Here is an 18,506-nt window from a genome sequence, read left to right as displayed (position 1 = left end):
CCCGGCTAGACCAGTTTGATACCGGTTATTCTTTCATAAGCATATTCATACCGGCGGGTAGTTGATTTGATAACCTCATCCGGCAATACCGGGCCTGGAGGCTCTTTATCCCAGCCGATAGCTTCCAGATAATCCCTCACGGGCTGTTTGTCATAGCTATCCTGGGCTTCGCCTACTTTATAGGTCTTTTCATCCCAGAAACGGCTGGAATCCGGGGTAAGGGCTTCGTCAATAAGGATAAGCTCTGAGCCGTCCAGACCAAACTCAAACTTGGTATCAGCTATAATAATACCCCTTTGGCGGGCATATTCCCGGCCGAATTTATAGAGTGCCAAGCTTTTTTCAGCCAGTTTATCAGCCAGTTCCTTGCCAACCATAGCTTCCAGTTCGGCAATGGTCATAGGGCGGTCATGTTCGCCCTCACCTTTGGTGGTAGGGGTAAAAATAGGTTCGGGCAGCTCCTGGCTTTGCAAAAGACCTTTCGGCATGGGCATGCCATTTACCGTACCCGTCTTTTTATATTCACTCCAGGCTGAGCCGGCAATATAACCCCGTACCACACATTCCACCGAAACCCGCTTTACCTTTTTGACCACCATGCTTCTGCCGCGCAAATATTCCGGGTACTGAAAGCGTTCTTCCGGGGGCAAATATTTATCCAGACAGCTTACATCTTCAACCAGCTCTATAACATGATTGGGTATTATGCGGGCGGTTTTTTCAAACCAGAATGAGGAGATACGGTTAAGCACCCGCCCTTTGCCGGGTATACCGCCAGGCAATATTACATCAAAAGCTGAAATACGGTCACTGGCAATGATAAGCAGTTTATCCCCCAGCAGATAAGTATCCCGCACCTTACCCTTAATAAAAGAAGGCAGCGGCAGGGCGGTTTCCATGAGTATGTTGTTATCAGTCATTTATATAGCTCTGGGGGCCAGTCCTTCGTCAGAGGAGGCATCCCCGCCTTTCTTCCACTGGGAATTAGTCAGCCCTACCCGTCTGAATATATCATCTATGTAGCGCAGATAAAATTTGTAGTCAAATAATTCGTCAACTTCGGCAGAAGAAAGGTGTTCCATAACCTCGGCATCCGCCTTGAGCAGGTTCATAAAATTATCTTCGCCTTGCCAGGTGCGCATAGCATTCCGCTGCACCATCTTGTATGCCTGCTGGCGTGAAAGCCCCTTGTTTATCAGGGCAAGCATAACTCTCTGTGAATAAACCAGACCGCCGGTAAGGTTAAGATTCTTTTCCATCTGTTCGGGGAAAACATTTAGACCCTTTATGACATTGGTAAAAATGTGCAAAGCATAATCCAACAGCAGACAGCCGTCAGGCATTATTACCCGTTCGGTAGAGGAGTGGCTGATATCCCGCTCATGCCACAAGGGCTGATTTTCCATGGCGGTAACGGAATAACCGCGTATTATACGGGCAATACCGCAAATTCGTTCGCAAAGCTCAGGATTTTTCTTATGAGGCATAGCTGACGAACCGGTTTGCCCTTTTTCAAATGGTTCTTCAGCCTCGTGGCATTCAGTCTTCTGAAGAGCCCGTATTTCGGTAGCAAACTTTTCCAGCGAACCGGCGATAATGGCCAGAGTAGTCATGTACTGGGCATGACGGTCACGCTGGATTACCTGATTTGAAATGGAAGCCGGGGAAAGCCCCAGTTTTTTACAGGCTATTTCTTCAATTTCGGGTGATAAAGTAGCATATGTGCCTACCGCACCTGACATTTTGCCCACTGTAATAGCTTTGGTGGCGTCCGCAAGGCGCTGGCGGTTACGCTTCATTTCTTCCATCCAGAGCGCCAGTTTCAGCCCGAATGAAATGGGTTCGGCGTGCACGCCGTGGGTACGCCCTACCTGAACAGTATATTTATACTCCATAGCTTTGGCAGCCAGGGCATTTATCAGCTCTTTAATGCCGCTGTTAAGTATCTTGGAGGCTTCGACCAGCTGAAGACTGAGGGCGGTGTCCATGACGTCTGAAGAAGTCATGCCCATATGGATAAAGCGGGATTCATCACCCAGGCTTTCGGCCACCGAGCCCAGAAACGCAGTCATATCGTGGTGGGTTTCTTTTAGTAGTTCTTCCATACGTTTGAAATTCAAACGCGCCAGCTTGATTTTGGTAATATCCTCACGGGAAATCACGCCAATCTTAGCCCAAGCTTCGCAGACTGCAATTTCAATATCCAGCCAGTAACCGAATTTGCTTTCGTCTGACCAGACTTTTTTCATTTGAGGGCGGCTGTATCGCTCTATCATTTGTTCTCACCTTTTAGTTCCCGACGGTAGCTTTCATAAGCCTGACGGATATTTTGATATTTTAAACCCAGTATTTCAGCCGCCAGATAAGCCGCATTCTTAGCACCGGCCGCCCCGATAGCTACGGTTGCTACCGGTATACCGGCGGGCATCTGGACTATGGAATAAAGGGCATCAACCCCTTTGAGTTCACCTGAAGCCACCGGTACGCCTATAACCGGCAGTGTCAGCCAGCTGGCAATTACCCCCGGCAAATGGGCTGCTCCCCCGGCGGCAGCTATAACCAGTTCAACCCCCCGTGCGGACGCACCCAGGCAAAACTCCTGCACTTTTTCGGGAGTACGGTGAGCAGACATAACCAGCGTCTCAAAAGAAATACCCATTTTCTCCAGTATTTCCTCAGTAGGTTTCATAACCTCGGCATCAGATTTAGAACCCATTACAATACTTACTAGCGGCATAGTTCCCTCCCGTTAAACAAGGCTATGTCCCGGCGGTACTGGCAATCTTCAAAAGATACCTTGCCTATATTCCGATATACATTTTCCCGGGCAGCCTCTATGCTTTGGCCTTTGCTGACCAGACAGAGCACCCTCCCGCCATTGGTAACTATCTCATCCTCTTCAGAGACAACAGTGCCGGCATGAAAAACCAGTATATCCGAAGGCATATCTGAAAGGCCGCTTATGGGCAATCTCTTGCGGTATTCAGCCGGGTAACCGCCTGAAGCCAAGACTACTCCCACGGCGCAGGAGTCTTCCATTTCAATACTAAGTTTATCAAGCCGCCCCTCCAGGGTTGCCTCTACTATTTCAAGCAAGTCTGTTTTAAGCAGGGGCATTAAGACCTGTGTTTCGGGGTCTCCAAACCGGGCATTAAACTCCATGACCTTTGGCCCTTCGGCTGTCATCATCAGCCCCGCATATAAAACGCCTTTATAGGTAATACCGCGTTCAGCCAGGGCTTTTATAACCGGAAGCAGAATACGGGACATTATCTCATCCTTAAGCTCAGGCGTAAAAAACACGGGGGGGGTATAGCTGCCCATACCGCCGGTATTAGCACCCTTATCCCCGTCATAAATCCGTTTATAATCACAGGCGGCACTTAAAGGAGCAACAGTTTTGCCGTCAGTAACCGCAAAAAAGCTCATCTCACGCCCCACCATGCACTCTTCTATAACTACGTTTTCACCGGCTTCGCCGAATATTTTGGCTTCCATGATATCTGATAAGGCCGCCATAGCCTGCTCATAGGTTTGGGCAACGGTAACCCCTTTGCCGCCTGCCAGACCGTCTGCCTTGATTACCACCGGCATTTCAAGTCGGTTCAAATACGAGCAGGCCTTTTCATAACTGGAAAAACTGCGGCTGTAAGCGGTGGGGATTTTATTTGAAAGAAGCAGTTCTTTGGTAAAAACCTTGCTTGATTCCAGCTGGGCTGCCTCACGGCAGGGACCGAATATGCGCAGACCGGCAGATGCAAAGACATCTACCACCCCGCCTGCCAGCGGTGCTTCAGGCCCTACAAAAGTGATATCAATGGAGTTATCCTTGGCGAAGGCCAGCAAACCTTTGATATTTGTACAGCTTATAGCCACATTTTCAGCTATAAGGCTTGTACCGGCATTACCCGGGGCAACGTAAATTTTAGTAACTTTCGGGCTCTGAGAGAGCTTCCAGACAATAGCATGCTCTCTTGCCCCATTTCCAATAACCAGAACTTTCAGAGTTGTCTCCTCAGCAAAACTAAACTATTCTTCTGCCCCGCTCGTAGCGGCCATGCCAACGGGGGGCATAAAACTCATAATTGCCGTCTTCCCTCAGGAAAAGAAACTTTGAATCCGCAGATGTATCACGGCGGCAGGCAGGCGGGTAGTTTATGGTATTTGACTCCAGACACTGCCAGATAGCCTCATCACTCCAGTGGCCTTTTTTCCTGACCGCCTGCAGTATCTCTTCGGCCGAAGCCCTCCCCCCCAAATCTGTCAGCGCTTTTTTAACTTCATCCAGACAGGTTTCGGGTGTGTAGCCTCTGCCCATGATATAACCGCCGGTCATAATACCTTACTCCCATTCAATAGTGGAAGGCGGTTTGGAGCTTATATCATAAACCACCCTATTCACTTCTTTAACCTCGTTAACAATCCGGTTGGATATAACTGAAAGCAAATCATAAGGCAGTTTAGCCCAGTCCGCCGTCATGGCGTCTTCGCTGGTGACAGCCCTGATTGCAACCAGATAACCGTAGGTGCGGAAATCACCCATAACACCCACAGATTTAACATCAGTCAATATGGCAAAGCTTTGCCATACCTGGTGATACATTTTGGCTTTTTTAATTTCGCTCATCACAATCCAGTCCGCCGCGCGGAGGATTTCCAGCTTTTCACGGGTAACTTCACCTATAATACGTATTGCCAGACCGGGGCCGGGAAAGGGCTGACGCCAAATCATTTCGTCCGGCAAACCCAGTTCTTTGCCCAGCAGCCGCACTTCATCTTTAAAGAGATAGCGCAAAGGCTCTATAAGTTTTAACTTCATATGGGCAGGCAGGCCGCCCACGTTGTGGTGGCTTTTTATCTTGGCAGAAGCTTTAGATACGGAAGAAACGCTTTCTATGACGTCAGGGTAAAGTGTCCCCTGCGCCAGAAAATCAATCTTGCCAAGCTTGCAGGCTTCATCTTCAAATACTTTAATAAATTCACTGCCTATAACCTTGCGTTTCTGTTCGGGGTCGGTAACTCCGCTAAGGCCATCAAGGAAACGGTCAACCGCATCTACATATATTATTTTCATACCCATATGGTTTTTGAAAACATGCAGGGTGCGGTCAGCCTCCTCACGCCGGAGAAGACCGTTATTTACATATATGCAGGTCAGCTGGTCACCAATGGCCTTGTGGATAAGAGAAGCCACTACCGCCGAATCAACCCCGCCGGAAAGGGCACAGATAACCTGACCGTCTCCGACCTGTTCGCGTATATTATGAATGCTTTCCTGAATATAGTTGCCCATAGTCCAGTTGGCATGACATTTACAAATATTGAAAACAAAGTTTTTAAGAATGATTTTGCCGTTAGGGGAATGGACAACTTCGGGGTGAAACTGCAAACCGTAAATATCCGCTTCGTTACCCATAACCGCCACCGGGCAGTTTTCGGTGTAAGCCAGCGCCGTAAACCCAGCCGGCATTTTTTCAATACGGTCTCCGTGGCTCATCCAAACGGGAGAAGGCTCGGGCATATCCGACAGGAGGTCAGAATTTGCCACGCTTGAATGGAGTAAGGCATGGCCGTATTCGCGTTTTTCACTGTGCTCAACTACCCCCCCCAGCTGGTGGGTGATAGCCTGCATACCGTAGCAAATACCCAAAACCGGCAATTTACTTTCAAATATATAAGCAGGGGCCAAAGGCGCTCCTGCTTCGTAGACACTGGAAGGCCCGCCGGAAAGAATAAACCCGCGGGGATTTAAGTGGGCTATTTTCTCCCAGGGGGTATCGTGCGAAACCAGCTCGCAATAAACATGCATCTCACGTATACGGCGGGCAATAAGTAAGCTGTATTGGGAACCGAAATCAAAAATTACTATTGATTCACGCAGGTTTTCATCTTCGTTATCAATAAACTCCGGTTTGGCGCCGGACTTTTCCTTGGCAATTTCCAAATAAGTAGAGACCTCAATGTCTCCGCTAGTGGCAACCCGCAGGCTTTCAGTGGTTTGTATATTATTCATTTCGCTCATCATTTTCTTGATGGTAGCTTAGCATTATAGGCTAAAATTGTAAAGAAAACAGGCCTGTTTCTAATAGAGCTTTCCCGGATAATACTTGACTAAATTTCCTAAGAGTATTTAGATATATTTACCGGGTTTATAAATACCAGAGGTAATAAATATATGACACCAAATTTGTTTGATGCCGGTATGGAAAGCCAGATAGACCAGGCAGTCAGCATACTTAAGCGGGGCGGGGTAGTGGTATTTCCTACCGATACAGTTTATGCAGTGGGGGCTTTAGCCAGCAATACCCAGGCAGTGAGGCGCGTATTTGACATAAAAGGCCGCGCCAATACCAAAGGTTTGCCGGCTTTGATAGGGGATATCTCCCAAATAAATCAGGTGGCCAAAGTTTTTCCGCCGCTGGCCCGCAAGCTGGCTAAGGAATACTGGCCGGGAGGGCTTACCCTGGTGCTGCCCAAGACAGATAATATCCCCCTTGAGCTGACCGGCGGAAATGAAACTGTAGCCATACGGATACCAAACCAGCCGGCGGTAATTGAGATGCTGAAACGGGTTGGGGAACCGGTAACCGGCACCAGCGCCAATCTCAGCGGGTGCAAAAGCTCACTTAATGCCGCCGAGGCCGAAAAACAGCTGGGTGACAGGGTGGATTTTATCCTTGACGGCGGGCAGGTGAGCGGAGGGGTGGAATCTACCATAATAGCGGTAAACCCTGACGGTTTGAAGATTATCCGCCAGGGGGCCATAAAAGAATCAGATATACTTGAAACGGCCGCCAAAAACGGCTTTTCAGCTTGACAGCAAACGTGGACTGTGTTAAGGTTAAACACTTCCAATAATCCGTCGTACACCCGTCCCCAAAGGACGGTTTTTAATTCTTTTAAACGGGAGAACCTATAATGAAAAGCGAAGATGTCAAACTAGGTATTGAACGTGCCCCGCACCGGTCTTTGCTGCGCGCTCTGGGCTTAAACACCGAGAGCTTTCAAAAACCTTTTATAGGTATTGTAAACAGCTTTACCGAAGTAGTCCCCGGACACATTCATCTCAGGCGTATCTCCGAAGCGGTTAAAGAGGGTATAAATGCCGCCGGCGGAGTGGGATTTGAGTTTAATACCATTGCTGTCTGTGACGGCATTGCCATGAACCATGCCGGTATGAAATACAGCCTGCCCAGCCGTGAGATTATTGCCAATACAGTTGAAATAATGGCCATGGCTCACGCCTTTGACGGCTTGGTGTTTATACCGAACTGTGACAAGGTGGTTCCTGGCATGCTGATGGCTGCCTGCCGTTTAAACATTCCCTCTATATTTGTCAGCGGCGGCCCCATGCTGGCCGGGCGGTTAAGGAAAAATGACCAGGTCAGCTGTGTTGATTTGAACAGCGTTTTTGAAGCAGTGGGTCAGGTGGCCAAAGGCCAGATGACCGAAGAAGAACTGCTGGAACTGGAAAAAGTGGCCTGTCCCGGCTGCGGCAGCTGTGCCGGCATGTTCACTGCCAATACCATGAACTGCCTGACCGAAGCTCTGGGTATGGCTTTGCCCGGCAACGGCACTATCCCGGCGGTAGATTCACGCCGCACCCAGCTGGCCAAAGACACCGGCAGGCAGATACTGAAACTGGTAAAAGACAATACCTGCCCTAAGGATATAATCACGCCGGATGCCATTTACAACGCCTTCAGTCTGGATGTGGCACTGGGCGGCAGTACCAATTCGGTACTCCATGTTATGGCAGTTGCCCATGAAGCCGGGGCTGATTTTTCATTGGAAGAAATAAACAGGGTAAGTGATACTACCCCGAATTTGTGCAAACTCCGCCCGTCAGGTCCGTACCATATTGAAAACCTTGACCAGGCCGGCGGTATAGGCAGTGTGCTGAAAGAGCTGAAACCCTGGCTGAAAAATGACGCCCGGACTGTTTCCGGCAAAACTATAGGACAGATGGCGGATGCCGCCCCCAAAGCTGATAATAAAGTTATCCGTTTTGCTTCAAACCCGTATTCACCCAAAGGCGGGCTGGCTATTTTGTTCGGCAATCTGGCACCAAATGGCAGCGTAGTCAAACGCTCTGCCGTTGCCCCTGAGATGATGGTTCACCGCGGGCCTGCCCGTATATTTGACTCTGAGGAGCTGGCTACCAAAGCTATTATGGGCGGAAAGATAATCCCCGGTGATGTACTGGTTATCCGCTATGAAGGGCCTAAAGGCGGGCCGGGTATGCGGGAGATGCTCACCCCAACCTCGCTTTTGGCAGGCATGGGGCTGGATAAAGAAGTAGCTCTGATTACGGACGGGCGTTTTTCAGGCGCAACCCGCGGAGCCGCTATGGGGCATGTTTCGCCCGAAGCCGCTGCACGCGGACCTATAGCCGCCCTGCAGGACGGCGATATGATAAATATTGATATCCATAACTATAAACTTTCGGTAGAGCTTTCAGATGAGGAAATCCAGAAACGGCTGGCAAATGTGCCGGCTTTCAAACCTAAAATCACAAGCGGTTATCTGAAATATTATACAGAAAACGTCACCTCGGCCAGTACCGGGGCGGTTTTCAAAGACTAATTCTAAGGGGGCAATGAGAAAATGAAATTGACTGGCGCCCAGATAGTATGTGAAAGTCTGCTCAAAGAAGGGGCAGATATAATCTTCGGGTATCCGGGTGGAGTACTCTTGCCTCTGTATGATACTTTCCCCCAGTACCCCGCCTTAAGGCATATTTTGACCCGGCATGAACAGGGTGCCGCCCATGCTGCCGATGGTTTTGCCAGAGTAACCGGCAAAGTAGGTGTCTGCCTGGCTACGTCTGGCCCTGGTGCTACCAACCTGATTACCGGCATTGCCAATGCCTACATGGATTCCATACCTATGGTAGCTATAACCGGCCAGGTTACCCGTAACCTTATCGGCAAAGATGCTTTTCAGGAGATTGATATTACCGGTATCACTTTGCCTATTACCAAGCAGAATTATCTGGTAACCAGGGCAAGTGCACTGGCAGACACTATAAAAGAAGCTTTCTATTTAGCCCGAACCGGACGCCCCGGCCCGGTGCTGATAGATATACCTAAAGACGTATTTATTGAGCAGGCAGAGTTTGAATACCCTGATGAACCTGATCTGCCCGGCTACAAACCCGTTATAAAGGGCAACCTGATGCAGATACAAAAGGCGGCCAAGCTGATAGAAACCGCTGAGAAACCGGTGATTATTGCCGGACACGGGGTAAACATTTCCGGTGCCAATGAAGAACTGAAAACCCTGGCGGAAAACTGCCAGCTGCCTGTTATTACCACTTTGCTGGGTGTCAGCAGTTTCCCCGAAGACCATATACTAAGCTACGGTATGCTGGGTATGCACGGCATGGCTTATGCCAATATGGCTGTTGCGGCCACTGACCTGATAGTGGCTATCGGTATGCGTTTTGATGACCGGGTTACCGGTAAGCTGAGCGCATTTGCTCCCCATGCCAGTATTATTCATATAGATATAGACCCGGCTGAAATAGGTAAAAACATACGGGTTGACGTGCCCATAGTGGGTGACGTTAAAACCGTACTTAAATCACTCAACAAACAGGTAGAATGTGTCCAGCACTCTGAGTGGCTGAGGCAGCTGGAAAACTGGCGCAGAGAACACCCGCCGCTCTCCATACGGCATACTGACCTTATCCTGCCCCAGTATATAGTCCAGCAGATAAGCGAAGCTACCAGCGGCAACGCCATTGTGGTTACCGGGGTGGGACAGCACCAGATGTGGGCTGCCCAGCATTATACATATATCCGCCCCAATTCTCTGGTGACTTCCGGCGGTCTGGGCACTATGGGCTTTGACCTGCCGGCTGCTTTGGGCGCTAAAGTCGGCTGTCCGGACGAAACTGTCTGGTGCATTGCCGGGGACGGCGGATTCCAGATGAATATGCAGGAACTAGCCACAATAGTTCAGGAAAGGGCTGCGGTAAAAATAGCGGTCTTCAATAACGGCTATCTGGGTATGGTTCGCCAGTGGCAGGACTTGTTCTATAACAAAAATTACGTGGCCACTCCTTTAGGCTGCCCTGATTTTATAAAAATAGCCGAAGCCTATGATATACCGGCTTTAAACGTTAAACGAAAGGAAGAGGTCCGGCTGGCTATTGAACAGGCTATGGCCACCGAAGGGCCTTTCCTTATAAACTTTATAATTGAACCTGAAGAAAACGTATATCCCATGGTTCCTCCCGGCGCCGCTCTCCACGAAGTACTGGAAGAACCTAAGAAAGAGGTGAGTGCATGTCCCCGACGAAGCATACCATAGTAGCTTTAGTTGAAGACAGGCCCGGCGTATTAAACCGCATGGCCAGCCTTTTCAGACGGCGTGGTTTCAATATTGACAGTATTGCAGTCGGGCGGAGTGAAACACCCGGTTTTTCCCGAATGACCATTGTGGTTGACGGGGCTAATACTATGGTTGAACAGGTACGCAAGCAGCTTGACAAAGTGGTGGATGTGGTCAAGGTGTCAGATATTACCGGGCAGGATATTATCTGCCGTGAGCTGGCACTTATAAAAGTAAAATCCACTCCGGCTAACCGCAGTGAAATAATGCAGATTGTAGATATTTTCCGGGCAAAAATAGTGGACGTAGCTTCCGACTCGCTGACAGTGGAAGTAACCGGAGATGAAGAAAAAGTAAATTCGCTATATAATCTATTACGTGCATTTGGTATCAAGGAGATAACCCGCACCGGCCGAATCGCCATGACCCGCGGCGGGCTTGCTACCGCTACCGAATTGCAATCAGCTAAAGAATCAAAAACAAAAGAGTAAAAAGCTCTAGGAGGAAAGATGGCTGTTATATATTACGATAAGGACTGTGACTTAAGCCTTATTGAAAAGAAAATTATCGGTATTGTCGGTTATGGTGCCCAGGGTCATGCCCATGCCCAGAACCTGCGTGATTCTGGTCTGAAGGTTATTGTGGCCTGCGTTGAAGGCGGACGCGGCTGGAAAAAAGCCACTGCTGACGGTTTTGAGGTGATGTGCGTAGCCGAAATGGCTAAAAAAGCCGATATTATCATGATGCTGGCCCCGGATACATCTCAGGCCAAAATTTATAAAGATTCGGTAGAACAGGGGTTAACGCCCGGCAAAATGCTGATGTTTGCCCATGGCTTCAATATTCATTACGGGCAGATTGTACCCCCGTCTTTTGTAGACGTGACCATGATTGCCCCCAAATGCCCCGGCTATATGCTGAGACAGGTCTTCACCGAAGGCGCGGGCGCTCCTTCGCTTATTGCAGTTGAACAGGACGCCAGCGGCAAGGCTAAAGAAATAGCTCTGGCTTATGCCAAGGGTATCGGCTCTAACCGTGCCGGCGTGCTGGAAACAACTTTTGCCGAAGAAACCGAAACTGACCTTTTCGGCGAGCAGGCTGTCTTGTGCGGCGGCACTACCTCATTGGTCAAAGCCGGTTTTGAAACCCTGGTGGAAGCCGGATACCAGCCCGAAGTAGCTTATTTTGAATGTCTGCATGAGCTCAAGCTGATTGTAGACCTGATGTATCAGGGCGGTATTGCCTATATGCGTGATTCCATTTCTGACACCGCCAAATACGGTGACTTCACCCGCGGCCCCAGAGTTATCAACGAAGAAACCTATGAAACTATGGGTGAGATACTGGGCGAGATTCAGGACGGCAGCTTTGCCAAGGAATGGATACTGGAAAATCAGGCCGGACGCCCTGTTTATAACTCCCTCCGCCGCATGGAGTCTGAGCACCTTATTGAAGAAGTGGGTGCCGAACTGCGCTCTATGATGAGCTGGCTGAAAAAGAAAAAGTAAAGGGCATTTAAAAATAACCATGACAGATTACATTCCAAATAATATAAGCGGACTGTATCACAGCCTGGCTGAAGGGAAACTTCTCATCCTTAGCAGCCCCTCTTTCTGGACGAAGAGGGGTATCCGGGTATAATGCTAAATATAGAGTAATTTTCTTTCAGAAAGGATTTTTGTCATGGACAAAATAAAGATTTTTGATACCACCCTCAGAGATGGAGAACAGGCTGCCGGTGCGTCTTTGAATGCACAGGAAAAACTGGAGATAGCCCGGCAGCTGGAAAAACTGGGAGTGGATATCATTGAAGCAGGTTTTCCCATCACCTCTCCCGGTGATTTTGAAGCGGTAAAGCTGATAGCCCAGGAAGTGCGCACCCCTGTCATCTGCGGTCTGGCCAGAGCTATACCGGCTGACATTGACCGTGCCTGGGAGGCTTTGAAAGAAGCTGCCCACCCCCGAATTCATGTGTTTATTTCTTCATCTGAAATACACATGGTTCACCAGATAAAAAAGAGCCGTGAAGAAGTAATGGAGCTGGCGCGCACTATGGTTGCCAGAGCCAAAAGCTATACTGATGATATAGAGTTTTCCCCGATGGATGCCAGCCGCTCTGACCCGGAGTTTCTGTATAAACTGCTGGAAGCAGTTATAGATGCCGGGGCTACCACCCTGAACATACCTGATACGGTGGGTTACGCTATTCCCAGTGAATTCGGCGAACTCATAAAGGGTATCCGCCAGAATGTGCCTAATATAAACAAAGCGGTAATAAGCGTACACTGCCACGATGATTTGGGCATGGGTACAGCCAATTCGCTGGCTGCGGTTAAAAACGGTGCCAGACAGGTGGAATGCACCCTGAACGGCATAGGCGAACGTGCCGGCAATGCCGCACTGGAAGAAGTAGTGATGGCACTGCGCACCCGGAGTGATTTTTTCAATTTTGAAACAGGTATAAACACCCAGGAAATATACCGCAGCAGCCGCCTGGTCAGCGCTCTGACCGGTTTTGCTATCCAGCCCAACAAGGCTGTGGTGGGTGAAAACGCTTTCCGCCACCAGTCCGGTATCCATCAGGACGGCGTTATTAAAATGGCTAAAACTTTTGAGATTATGGACCCCAAAGAAGTGGGTATTCAGGCTTCCAGTCTGGTGCTGGGCAAACTTTCTGGCCGCCACGCCTTCAAACAGCACCTGACAGAACTGGGCTTTGACCTGAACGAAGAGGATTTTGACCGCGCATTCAAGGCCTTTAAAGATTTGGCCGATAAAAAGAAGGACGTGACTGACCGGGATATAGAAGCGCTGGTTGCCGAGGAACTGCGGACTACAGTTGAGCTTTATCATCTGGACAGGATACAGGTTACCTCAGGAGACCGGGGCATACCCACTGCTGCCGTCAGACTAACCACCCCGAACGGAGAGGCAGCAGAAGATGCCGCTTTGGGCAGCGGGCCGGTAGATGCTGTTTACAAGGCCATAAACCGGATAGTAAATGTACCTAACAAACTGACTGAATTTTCGGTTAAATCTGTTACGGCCGGCATTGACGCACTGGGTGAAGTGCTGATCCGGATTGAGAGTGACGGGGTAACATATACCGGACGCGGCTCTGATACCGATATAATAGTAGCCAGCGCCAAGGCTTATATGAACGCCTTAAACCGTTTGCTCAGGGTCAAGAACGCATCTTAAAAGGAGCGACATGCCATGCCGATAGAAGTGGAAATGCTGTTTCGCATTCTGCTGGCCGTGGTGTTGGGCGGGATTATTGGTTATGAACGGGAACGCTCAGGCAAGGCAGCCGGGCTGCGTACCAATACCCTTATTTGCGTGGGTTCCTGTCTGATAACCCTGGTATCCATATACGGTTTTGCGGAAACGGATATCAGCCGGATAGCCGCCGGTATAGTTACCGGGGTGGGCTTTCTGGGTGCAGGGGCTATACTCCGCCAGACAGAGGGACATGTTGAGGGGCTAACCACTGCCGCCACTATCTGGGCTGTTGCCGGCATAGGCCTGGCATCCGGTGCGGGTATGTACTTTTTGTCCGCCGTCGGTACCGGTGTGATACTGCTTATATTACTTATTGACCGGGTAAAATTCCGTTAGATATTCTTGGAGAGGTTATGATGAACTTAGTTGAAAAAATACTGGCCGCCCACAGCGGCAAAACTCAGGTCAGCCCGGGTGATTTTATAAACGCCAAAGTAGACCTGGTGCTGGCTAATGACATTACCGCACCTATAGCCGTAAAAGAGTTTAAGAAGATTGGGGTCAGCAAAGTATTTGACCCCAAAAAGATAGTTTTTGTGCCTGACCATTTTGTACCCAACAAGGACATTGCATCTGCCGAACAGGTAAAAATGGTGCGTGAGTTTGCCCGTGAGCAGGGGATACTCTTTTTTGAATGCGGCAAAATGGGTGTTGAGCATGTAATCCTGCACGAGCAGGGTCTGGTACTGCCGGGGGATATTGTGGTAGGCGCTGACTCTCATACCTGCACTTATGGGGCACTGGGCGCTTTTACTACCGGCATGGGCTCAACCGATATAGCCGCCGCCATGGCCACCGGTGAGGTTTGGATGAAAGTCCCCCCCACCATCAAATTTAACTATACGGGCAAGCTGCCTAAATGGATTGGCGGCAAAGACCTTATTCTGTTTACCATAGGTCAGATAGGGGTAGACGGGGCTTTGTACTCTGCCATGTATTTCTGCGGAGAGGCTATTGATGCCCTTTCCATGGAAAACCGCTTTACCATGTCCAATATGGCCATAGAGGCCGGCGGCAAGGCAGGTCTTTTCAGGGTTGACGAAAAGACTCTGGAATATGTGACCCCCAGAGCCAAACGCCAGTATACGGTTTATGATAATGATGCTGATGCGTCTTATGCCAAAACATATAACTTTGATATTTCCAAGCTTGAGCCGCAGGTATCACTGCCGCATTCACCGGCAAATGCCCGCCCCATCAGCCAGATTGGTAAAATAAAGGTTGACCAGGTTATCATCGGCTCATGCACCAACGGCAGATTGGAAGACTTGGCCATATCTGCCAAACTGCTTGAAGGCAACAAAGTCAGCCCTGATTTGCGGACTATTGTTATACCCGGTTCGCAGCAGGTCTATCTGGATGCCCTGAAAGCCGGTTATATTGAAACCTTTATCAATGCCGGGGTTGCGGTTTCCACTCCCACCTGCGGTCCTTGCCTCGGCGGGCATATGGGTATTTTGGCCGCCGGTGAACGCTGTCTGGCCACTACCAACCGCAATTTCGTAGGGCGTATGGGCAGCCCCAAGAGCGAAGTATACCTGGCCGGGCCGGCAGTTGCCGCCGCTACCGCCATCAAGGGGTACATTGCCCATCCTGATGAAATTTAAATAGTAAATCCTGTCAGAGGGAGACGAAGAAGCTGCCTGATAAAGCCAGCTTTATTCAGCTAGGAGAAAAGATGTTAAAAGGATTTGTACATAAATACGGTGAAAACGTTGATACGGATGCCATTATCCCGGCACGGTATTTAAACGTATCCGAACCCAAGGCACTGGCCGAACACTGTATGGAAGATATAGATTTGGACTTTGTAAAAAAGGTTAAACCGGGTGATTTTATCGTAGCCACCACCAATTTTGGCTGCGGCTCTTCACGTGAGCATGCACCTATTTCAATAAAAGCTTCCGGTGTTTCGGCAGTTATAGCCGCCAGTTTTGCCCGTATATTTTTCCGCAACGCCATAAACATCGGCCTGCCATTGCTTGAAAGTGCCGAAGCAGCCGAAAAAATAAACAGCGGTGACGAACTGGAAATAGATTTGGAAAGCGGCGTTATCAAAGACCTGACTACAGGTGAGCACTTTGCCGCCAAACCCTATCCTGAGTTTATGTCCCGCCTGATAAAGGCAGGCGGCCTTATTGAATATACCCGTGAAAAACTTTGCGGAAGAGGTGTTTAGTTGGATTTCAAACTGACAGTTCTGCCCGGTGACGGCATCGGCCCGGAGGTTATGGCCGAGGGCCTAAAGGTGCTTAATGCTGTTGCCAAAAAATATAAACATAGCTTTGAATATCAGTACGGCCTTATCGGCGGTTGCTGTATAGACAAAGAGGGGGTAGCACTCAGCCCTGAGACACTGGCCATGTGCAAAAAGTCTGATGCCGTTTTACTGGCGGCAGTAGGTGACCCCCGCTTTGATGATCCCAAACTGCCGGTTCACCCTGAAGATGGTTTGCTGGCCTTAAGACGCGGCCTTGGTCTTTTTGCCAATATCCGCCCGGTCAAGGTGGCTCCTTCGCTGGTTAATTCTGCTCCCATAAAAGCAGAAATAGTAAAAGGCACTGACTTTATATTTATACGTGAACTGACCGGCGGCGTTTATTTTGCCAAGCCGAAAAAACGCTGGACAACACCTTCGGGTATCCGCAAAGCTACCGACAGCATGACCTACTCTGAAAAGGAAATAGAACGGATTGTGCGTGTTGGCTTTGAGCTGGCACGAAGCCGCAAAAAGAAACTGGTCAGCGTGGACAAGGCCAATGTGCTGCTGTCTTCGCGTTTGTGGCGGCAGATAGTAATAGAAATTGCTAAAGATTACCCTGATGTTACGGTGGAACATATACTGGTAGATGCCTGTGCTATGAAACTGATACTTGCACCCACTTATTTTGATGTTATTGTGACTGAAAATATGTTCGGCGATATTTTAACAGACGAAGCCTCCATGCTGGCAGGATCTATGGGCATGCTGCCGTCTGCCTCTCTGGCAGGCATACCGGCAAAAGGCACTAAAACATTTGGTCTCTACGAACCTATTCACGGCAGCGCCCCCACTATTGCCAAACAAAATATTGCCAACCCCATTGCCACCATTTTAAGCATAGCCATGATGCTCCGTTATTCCTGCGGGCTGGAGACCGAAGCTGCTGAAATTGAGGCGGCGGTTGACAAGGTTCTGGCGGCTGGTTATGCTACGATAGATATATTTAAAGAGGGCAACACCAGGCTCGGTACAGCCGAGATGGGCAGCCAGATAGCTAAAATTATAGGAGGCTAATCTCCTGTGCAAGTAAAACTATATGATACTACTTTAAGAGACGGTTCTCAGCGTGAAGGAATTTCCTTTACGGTAGCTGATAAGCTTAAGATTGCCCAGAAACTGGATGAACTGGGCATACACTATATTGAGGGCGGCTGGCCGGGTTCAAACCCCAAAGACAGTGAATTTTTTGTTCAGGTAAAGTCCCTCAAGCTGAAAAATGCCAAAATGGTGGCTTTCGGCTCTACCCGTCGCCCCAAAGTTAAAGCCGAAGCAGATGCAACTCTTAGGCAACTGGTTGAGGCAGGTACGGAATATGTTACATTGGTCGGCAAGAGTTCCGCCAGACAGGTGACCCAGGTGCTGGAAACCACTCTGGAAGAAAATCTGGCCATGATTACTGATTCCATTGAATACCTGCGTTCAAAATGCATAAAGGTTTTTTTAGATGCCGAACACTTTTTTGACGGCTACAAAGACAACCCCGAATACTCCATACAGGTTTTGCAGGCGGCCGAAAAGGCTGGAGCTGAAGGCGTGGTGCTTTGCGATACCAATGGAGGCAGTCTGCCCGAAGAAATAGCCGAAGCCGTAGAAGCGGTAACCAAGTCGGTAAATATCTGTGTGGGTATTCACTCTCATAATGATACAGAAATGGCCGTAGCTAACAGCATAGCCGCTCTCAAGGCCGGTGCCAGCCAGATTCAGGGTACGATAAACGGTTTTGGTGAAAGATGCGGCAATGCCAACATGTGTTCCATCATACCCATTTTAAAACTGAAAATGGGTATAGACTGCATAACTGACAGCCAGTTGAAACTGCTGACCGATACTTCCCATTATATAAGCGAACTGGCAAATCTGGTTTCCGAACCGTTTTTGCCGTATGTGGGTGCCAGCGCCTTTTCCCACAAAGCAGGCCTGCATGTCAGCGGCCTGAGCAAGTGGTCAGGCAGTTACCAGCATATAGAGCCGGAACTGGTGGGCAACCGCCAGCGTTTATTGGTATCGGAACTGGCAGGCCGGTCAAACATTGTCCAAAGGGCCAAAGCTATCGGCATAAATCTGACGCCGGACTCAAAAGAAGTCAAAGATTTGCTTCAGCAGGTCAAGAAAATGGAGAGCATGGGTTTTCAGTATGAAAATGCTGAGGCCTCTTTTGATTTGCTGGTAAACCGCACCCAGGCGGGTTATGCAGCCCCATTTGAGCTTATAGATTTTATGGTGGTGGTAGAAAAACAGCGCCGCCCCTCAGCTATGCGCAGCCAGGACGAAATGATGGCCGAAGGGATAGTAAAAGTAAGGGTAGACGGTGAGGTTATGCATACTGTCGCCGAAGGCAACGGCCCCATAAATGCACTTGATGCTGCTTTGCGCAAAGGACTTTGCCAGTTTTATCCGGAACTTTCATCTGTCCATCTTTCGGATTATAAGGTGCGTATACTGGAGCAGACCAGCGGTACAGATGCTTTGGTGAGGGTGCTGATTGAATCTACTGATGGTGAAAGTACCTGGCATACGGTAGGTGCCAGCCCGAATATCATCGAGGCCAGCTGGCTGGCTTTGTCAGACAGCTTTGAATACTGGCTGATTACCAAGAAATGTAAAAACTGCAAGAAACAGTAAA

General features: G+C 49.2%; 17 protein-coding genes. 11 read left to right on the top strand and 6 right to left on the bottom strand.

Going from position 1 to position 18,506, the window contains the following annotated elements:
• Positions 1 to 5 precede the first annotated feature (5 nt).
• The 6 genes from ACE6F3_RS06600 to guaA are packed head-to-tail and all read right to left on the bottom strand — an operon-like array spanning position 6 to position 5,944.
• On the bottom strand, positions 6 to 920 hold the full coding sequence (locus ACE6F3_RS06600) for a phosphoribosylaminoimidazolesuccinocarboxamide synthase (protein WP_279115662.1): 915 nt from the start codon (positions 918 to 920) through the stop codon (positions 6 to 8).
• Positions 921 to 2,276, bottom strand: coding sequence for an adenylosuccinate lyase (purB, locus tag ACE6F3_RS06595; RefSeq protein WP_077975285.1), 1,356 nt, complete (start codon positions 2,274 to 2,276; stop codon positions 921 to 923). It abuts the gene before it with no gap.
• Positions 2,273 to 2,737, bottom strand: coding sequence for a 5-(carboxyamino)imidazole ribonucleotide mutase (gene purE, locus ACE6F3_RS06590; protein WP_010936567.1), 465 nt, complete (start codon positions 2,735 to 2,737; stop codon positions 2,273 to 2,275). Before purE ends, purB begins: the two co-directional genes overlap by 4 nt.
• A complete protein-coding gene (gene purD / locus ACE6F3_RS06585) occupies positions 2,728 to 4,005 on the bottom strand; it encodes a phosphoribosylamine--glycine ligase (RefSeq protein WP_010936566.1) in 1,278 nt (425 codons plus the stop codon). Before purD ends, purE begins: the two co-directional genes overlap by 10 nt.
• A 19-nt stretch (positions 4,006 to 4,024) precedes the next feature.
• Entirely contained in the window at positions 4,025 to 4,336 is a 312-nt protein-coding gene (locus ACE6F3_RS06580) for a hypothetical protein (protein ID WP_010936565.1), read from the bottom strand.
• A 6-nt stretch (positions 4,337 to 4,342) separates the two neighbouring features.
• A complete protein-coding gene (guaA, locus tag ACE6F3_RS06575) occupies positions 4,343 to 5,944 on the bottom strand; it encodes a glutamine-hydrolyzing GMP synthase (RefSeq protein ID WP_171973451.1) in 1,602 nt (533 codons plus the stop codon).
• Positions 5,945 to 6,175: 231 nt separating this feature from the next.
• Between guaA and ACE6F3_RS06570 the strand changes: the two genes are divergently transcribed.
• From ACE6F3_RS06570 to cimA, 11 genes are all read left to right on the top strand, one after another.
• Complete coding sequence (locus tag ACE6F3_RS06570; RefSeq protein WP_279115664.1) at positions 6,176 to 6,817, top strand: L-threonylcarbamoyladenylate synthase; 642 nt, start codon at positions 6,176 to 6,178, stop codon at positions 6,815 to 6,817.
• Positions 6,818 to 6,918: 101 nt separating this feature from the next.
• Positions 6,919 to 8,586 carry a dihydroxy-acid dehydratase gene (gene ilvD / locus ACE6F3_RS06565; RefSeq protein ID WP_279115666.1) on the top strand — a complete coding sequence of 556 codons (1,668 nt, stop codon included), beginning with the start codon at positions 6,919 to 6,921 and terminating at the stop codon, positions 8,584 to 8,586.
• A 21-nt stretch (positions 8,587 to 8,607) separates the two neighbouring features.
• Positions 8,608 to 10,317 (top strand): biosynthetic-type acetolactate synthase large subunit, encoded by a 1,710-nt coding sequence (gene ilvB, locus ACE6F3_RS06560; protein ID WP_279115667.1) that lies wholly within the window; start codon positions 8,608 to 8,610, stop codon positions 10,315 to 10,317.
• A complete protein-coding gene (ilvN, locus tag ACE6F3_RS06555) occupies positions 10,293 to 10,829 on the top strand; it encodes an acetolactate synthase small subunit (protein ID WP_010936560.1) in 537 nt (178 codons plus the stop codon). The genes ilvB and ilvN overlap by 25 nt, the downstream gene beginning before the upstream one ends.
• 18 nt (positions 10,830 to 10,847) lie before the next feature.
• Positions 10,848 to 11,846 (top strand): ketol-acid reductoisomerase, encoded by a 999-nt coding sequence (gene ilvC / locus ACE6F3_RS06550; RefSeq protein ID WP_010936559.1) that lies wholly within the window; start codon positions 10,848 to 10,850, stop codon positions 11,844 to 11,846.
• 175 nt (positions 11,847 to 12,021) lie between these two features.
• On the top strand, positions 12,022 to 13,539 hold the full coding sequence (locus ACE6F3_RS06545; RefSeq protein ID WP_058292787.1) for a 2-isopropylmalate synthase: 1,518 nt from the start codon (positions 12,022 to 12,024) through the stop codon (positions 13,537 to 13,539).
• A 15-nt stretch (positions 13,540 to 13,554) separates the two neighbouring features.
• Positions 13,555 to 13,956, top strand: coding sequence for an MgtC/SapB family protein (locus tag ACE6F3_RS06540; protein ID WP_010936557.1), 402 nt, complete (start codon positions 13,555 to 13,557; stop codon positions 13,954 to 13,956).
• Between the two features lie 17 nt (positions 13,957 to 13,973).
• A complete protein-coding gene (gene leuC, locus ACE6F3_RS06535; protein ID WP_279115668.1) occupies positions 13,974 to 15,227 on the top strand; it encodes a 3-isopropylmalate dehydratase large subunit in 1,254 nt (417 codons plus the stop codon).
• A 71-nt stretch (positions 15,228 to 15,298) separates the two neighbouring features.
• On the top strand, positions 15,299 to 15,799 hold the full coding sequence (gene leuD / locus ACE6F3_RS06530) for a 3-isopropylmalate dehydratase small subunit (RefSeq protein ID WP_041342140.1): 501 nt from the start codon (positions 15,299 to 15,301) through the stop codon (positions 15,797 to 15,799).
• A complete protein-coding gene (leuB, locus tag ACE6F3_RS06525; protein ID WP_096476666.1) occupies positions 15,800 to 16,897 on the top strand; it encodes a 3-isopropylmalate dehydrogenase in 1,098 nt (365 codons plus the stop codon).
• 6 nt (positions 16,898 to 16,903) lie between these two features.
• A complete protein-coding gene (cimA, locus tag ACE6F3_RS06520; RefSeq protein ID WP_077975279.1) occupies positions 16,904 to 18,505 on the top strand; it encodes a citramalate synthase in 1,602 nt (533 codons plus the stop codon).
• Position 18,506 lies beyond the last annotated feature (1 nt).

This window comes from Dehalococcoides sp. THU4 (genome assembly GCF_043231265.1).
Taxonomy (GTDB): Bacteria; Chloroflexota; Dehalococcoidia; order Dehalococcoidales; family Dehalococcoidaceae; genus Dehalococcoides; species Dehalococcoides mccartyi.
Note: the sequence above shows the minus strand (reverse complement) of the source record. Positions and strands in the feature narration are given on the sequence as shown.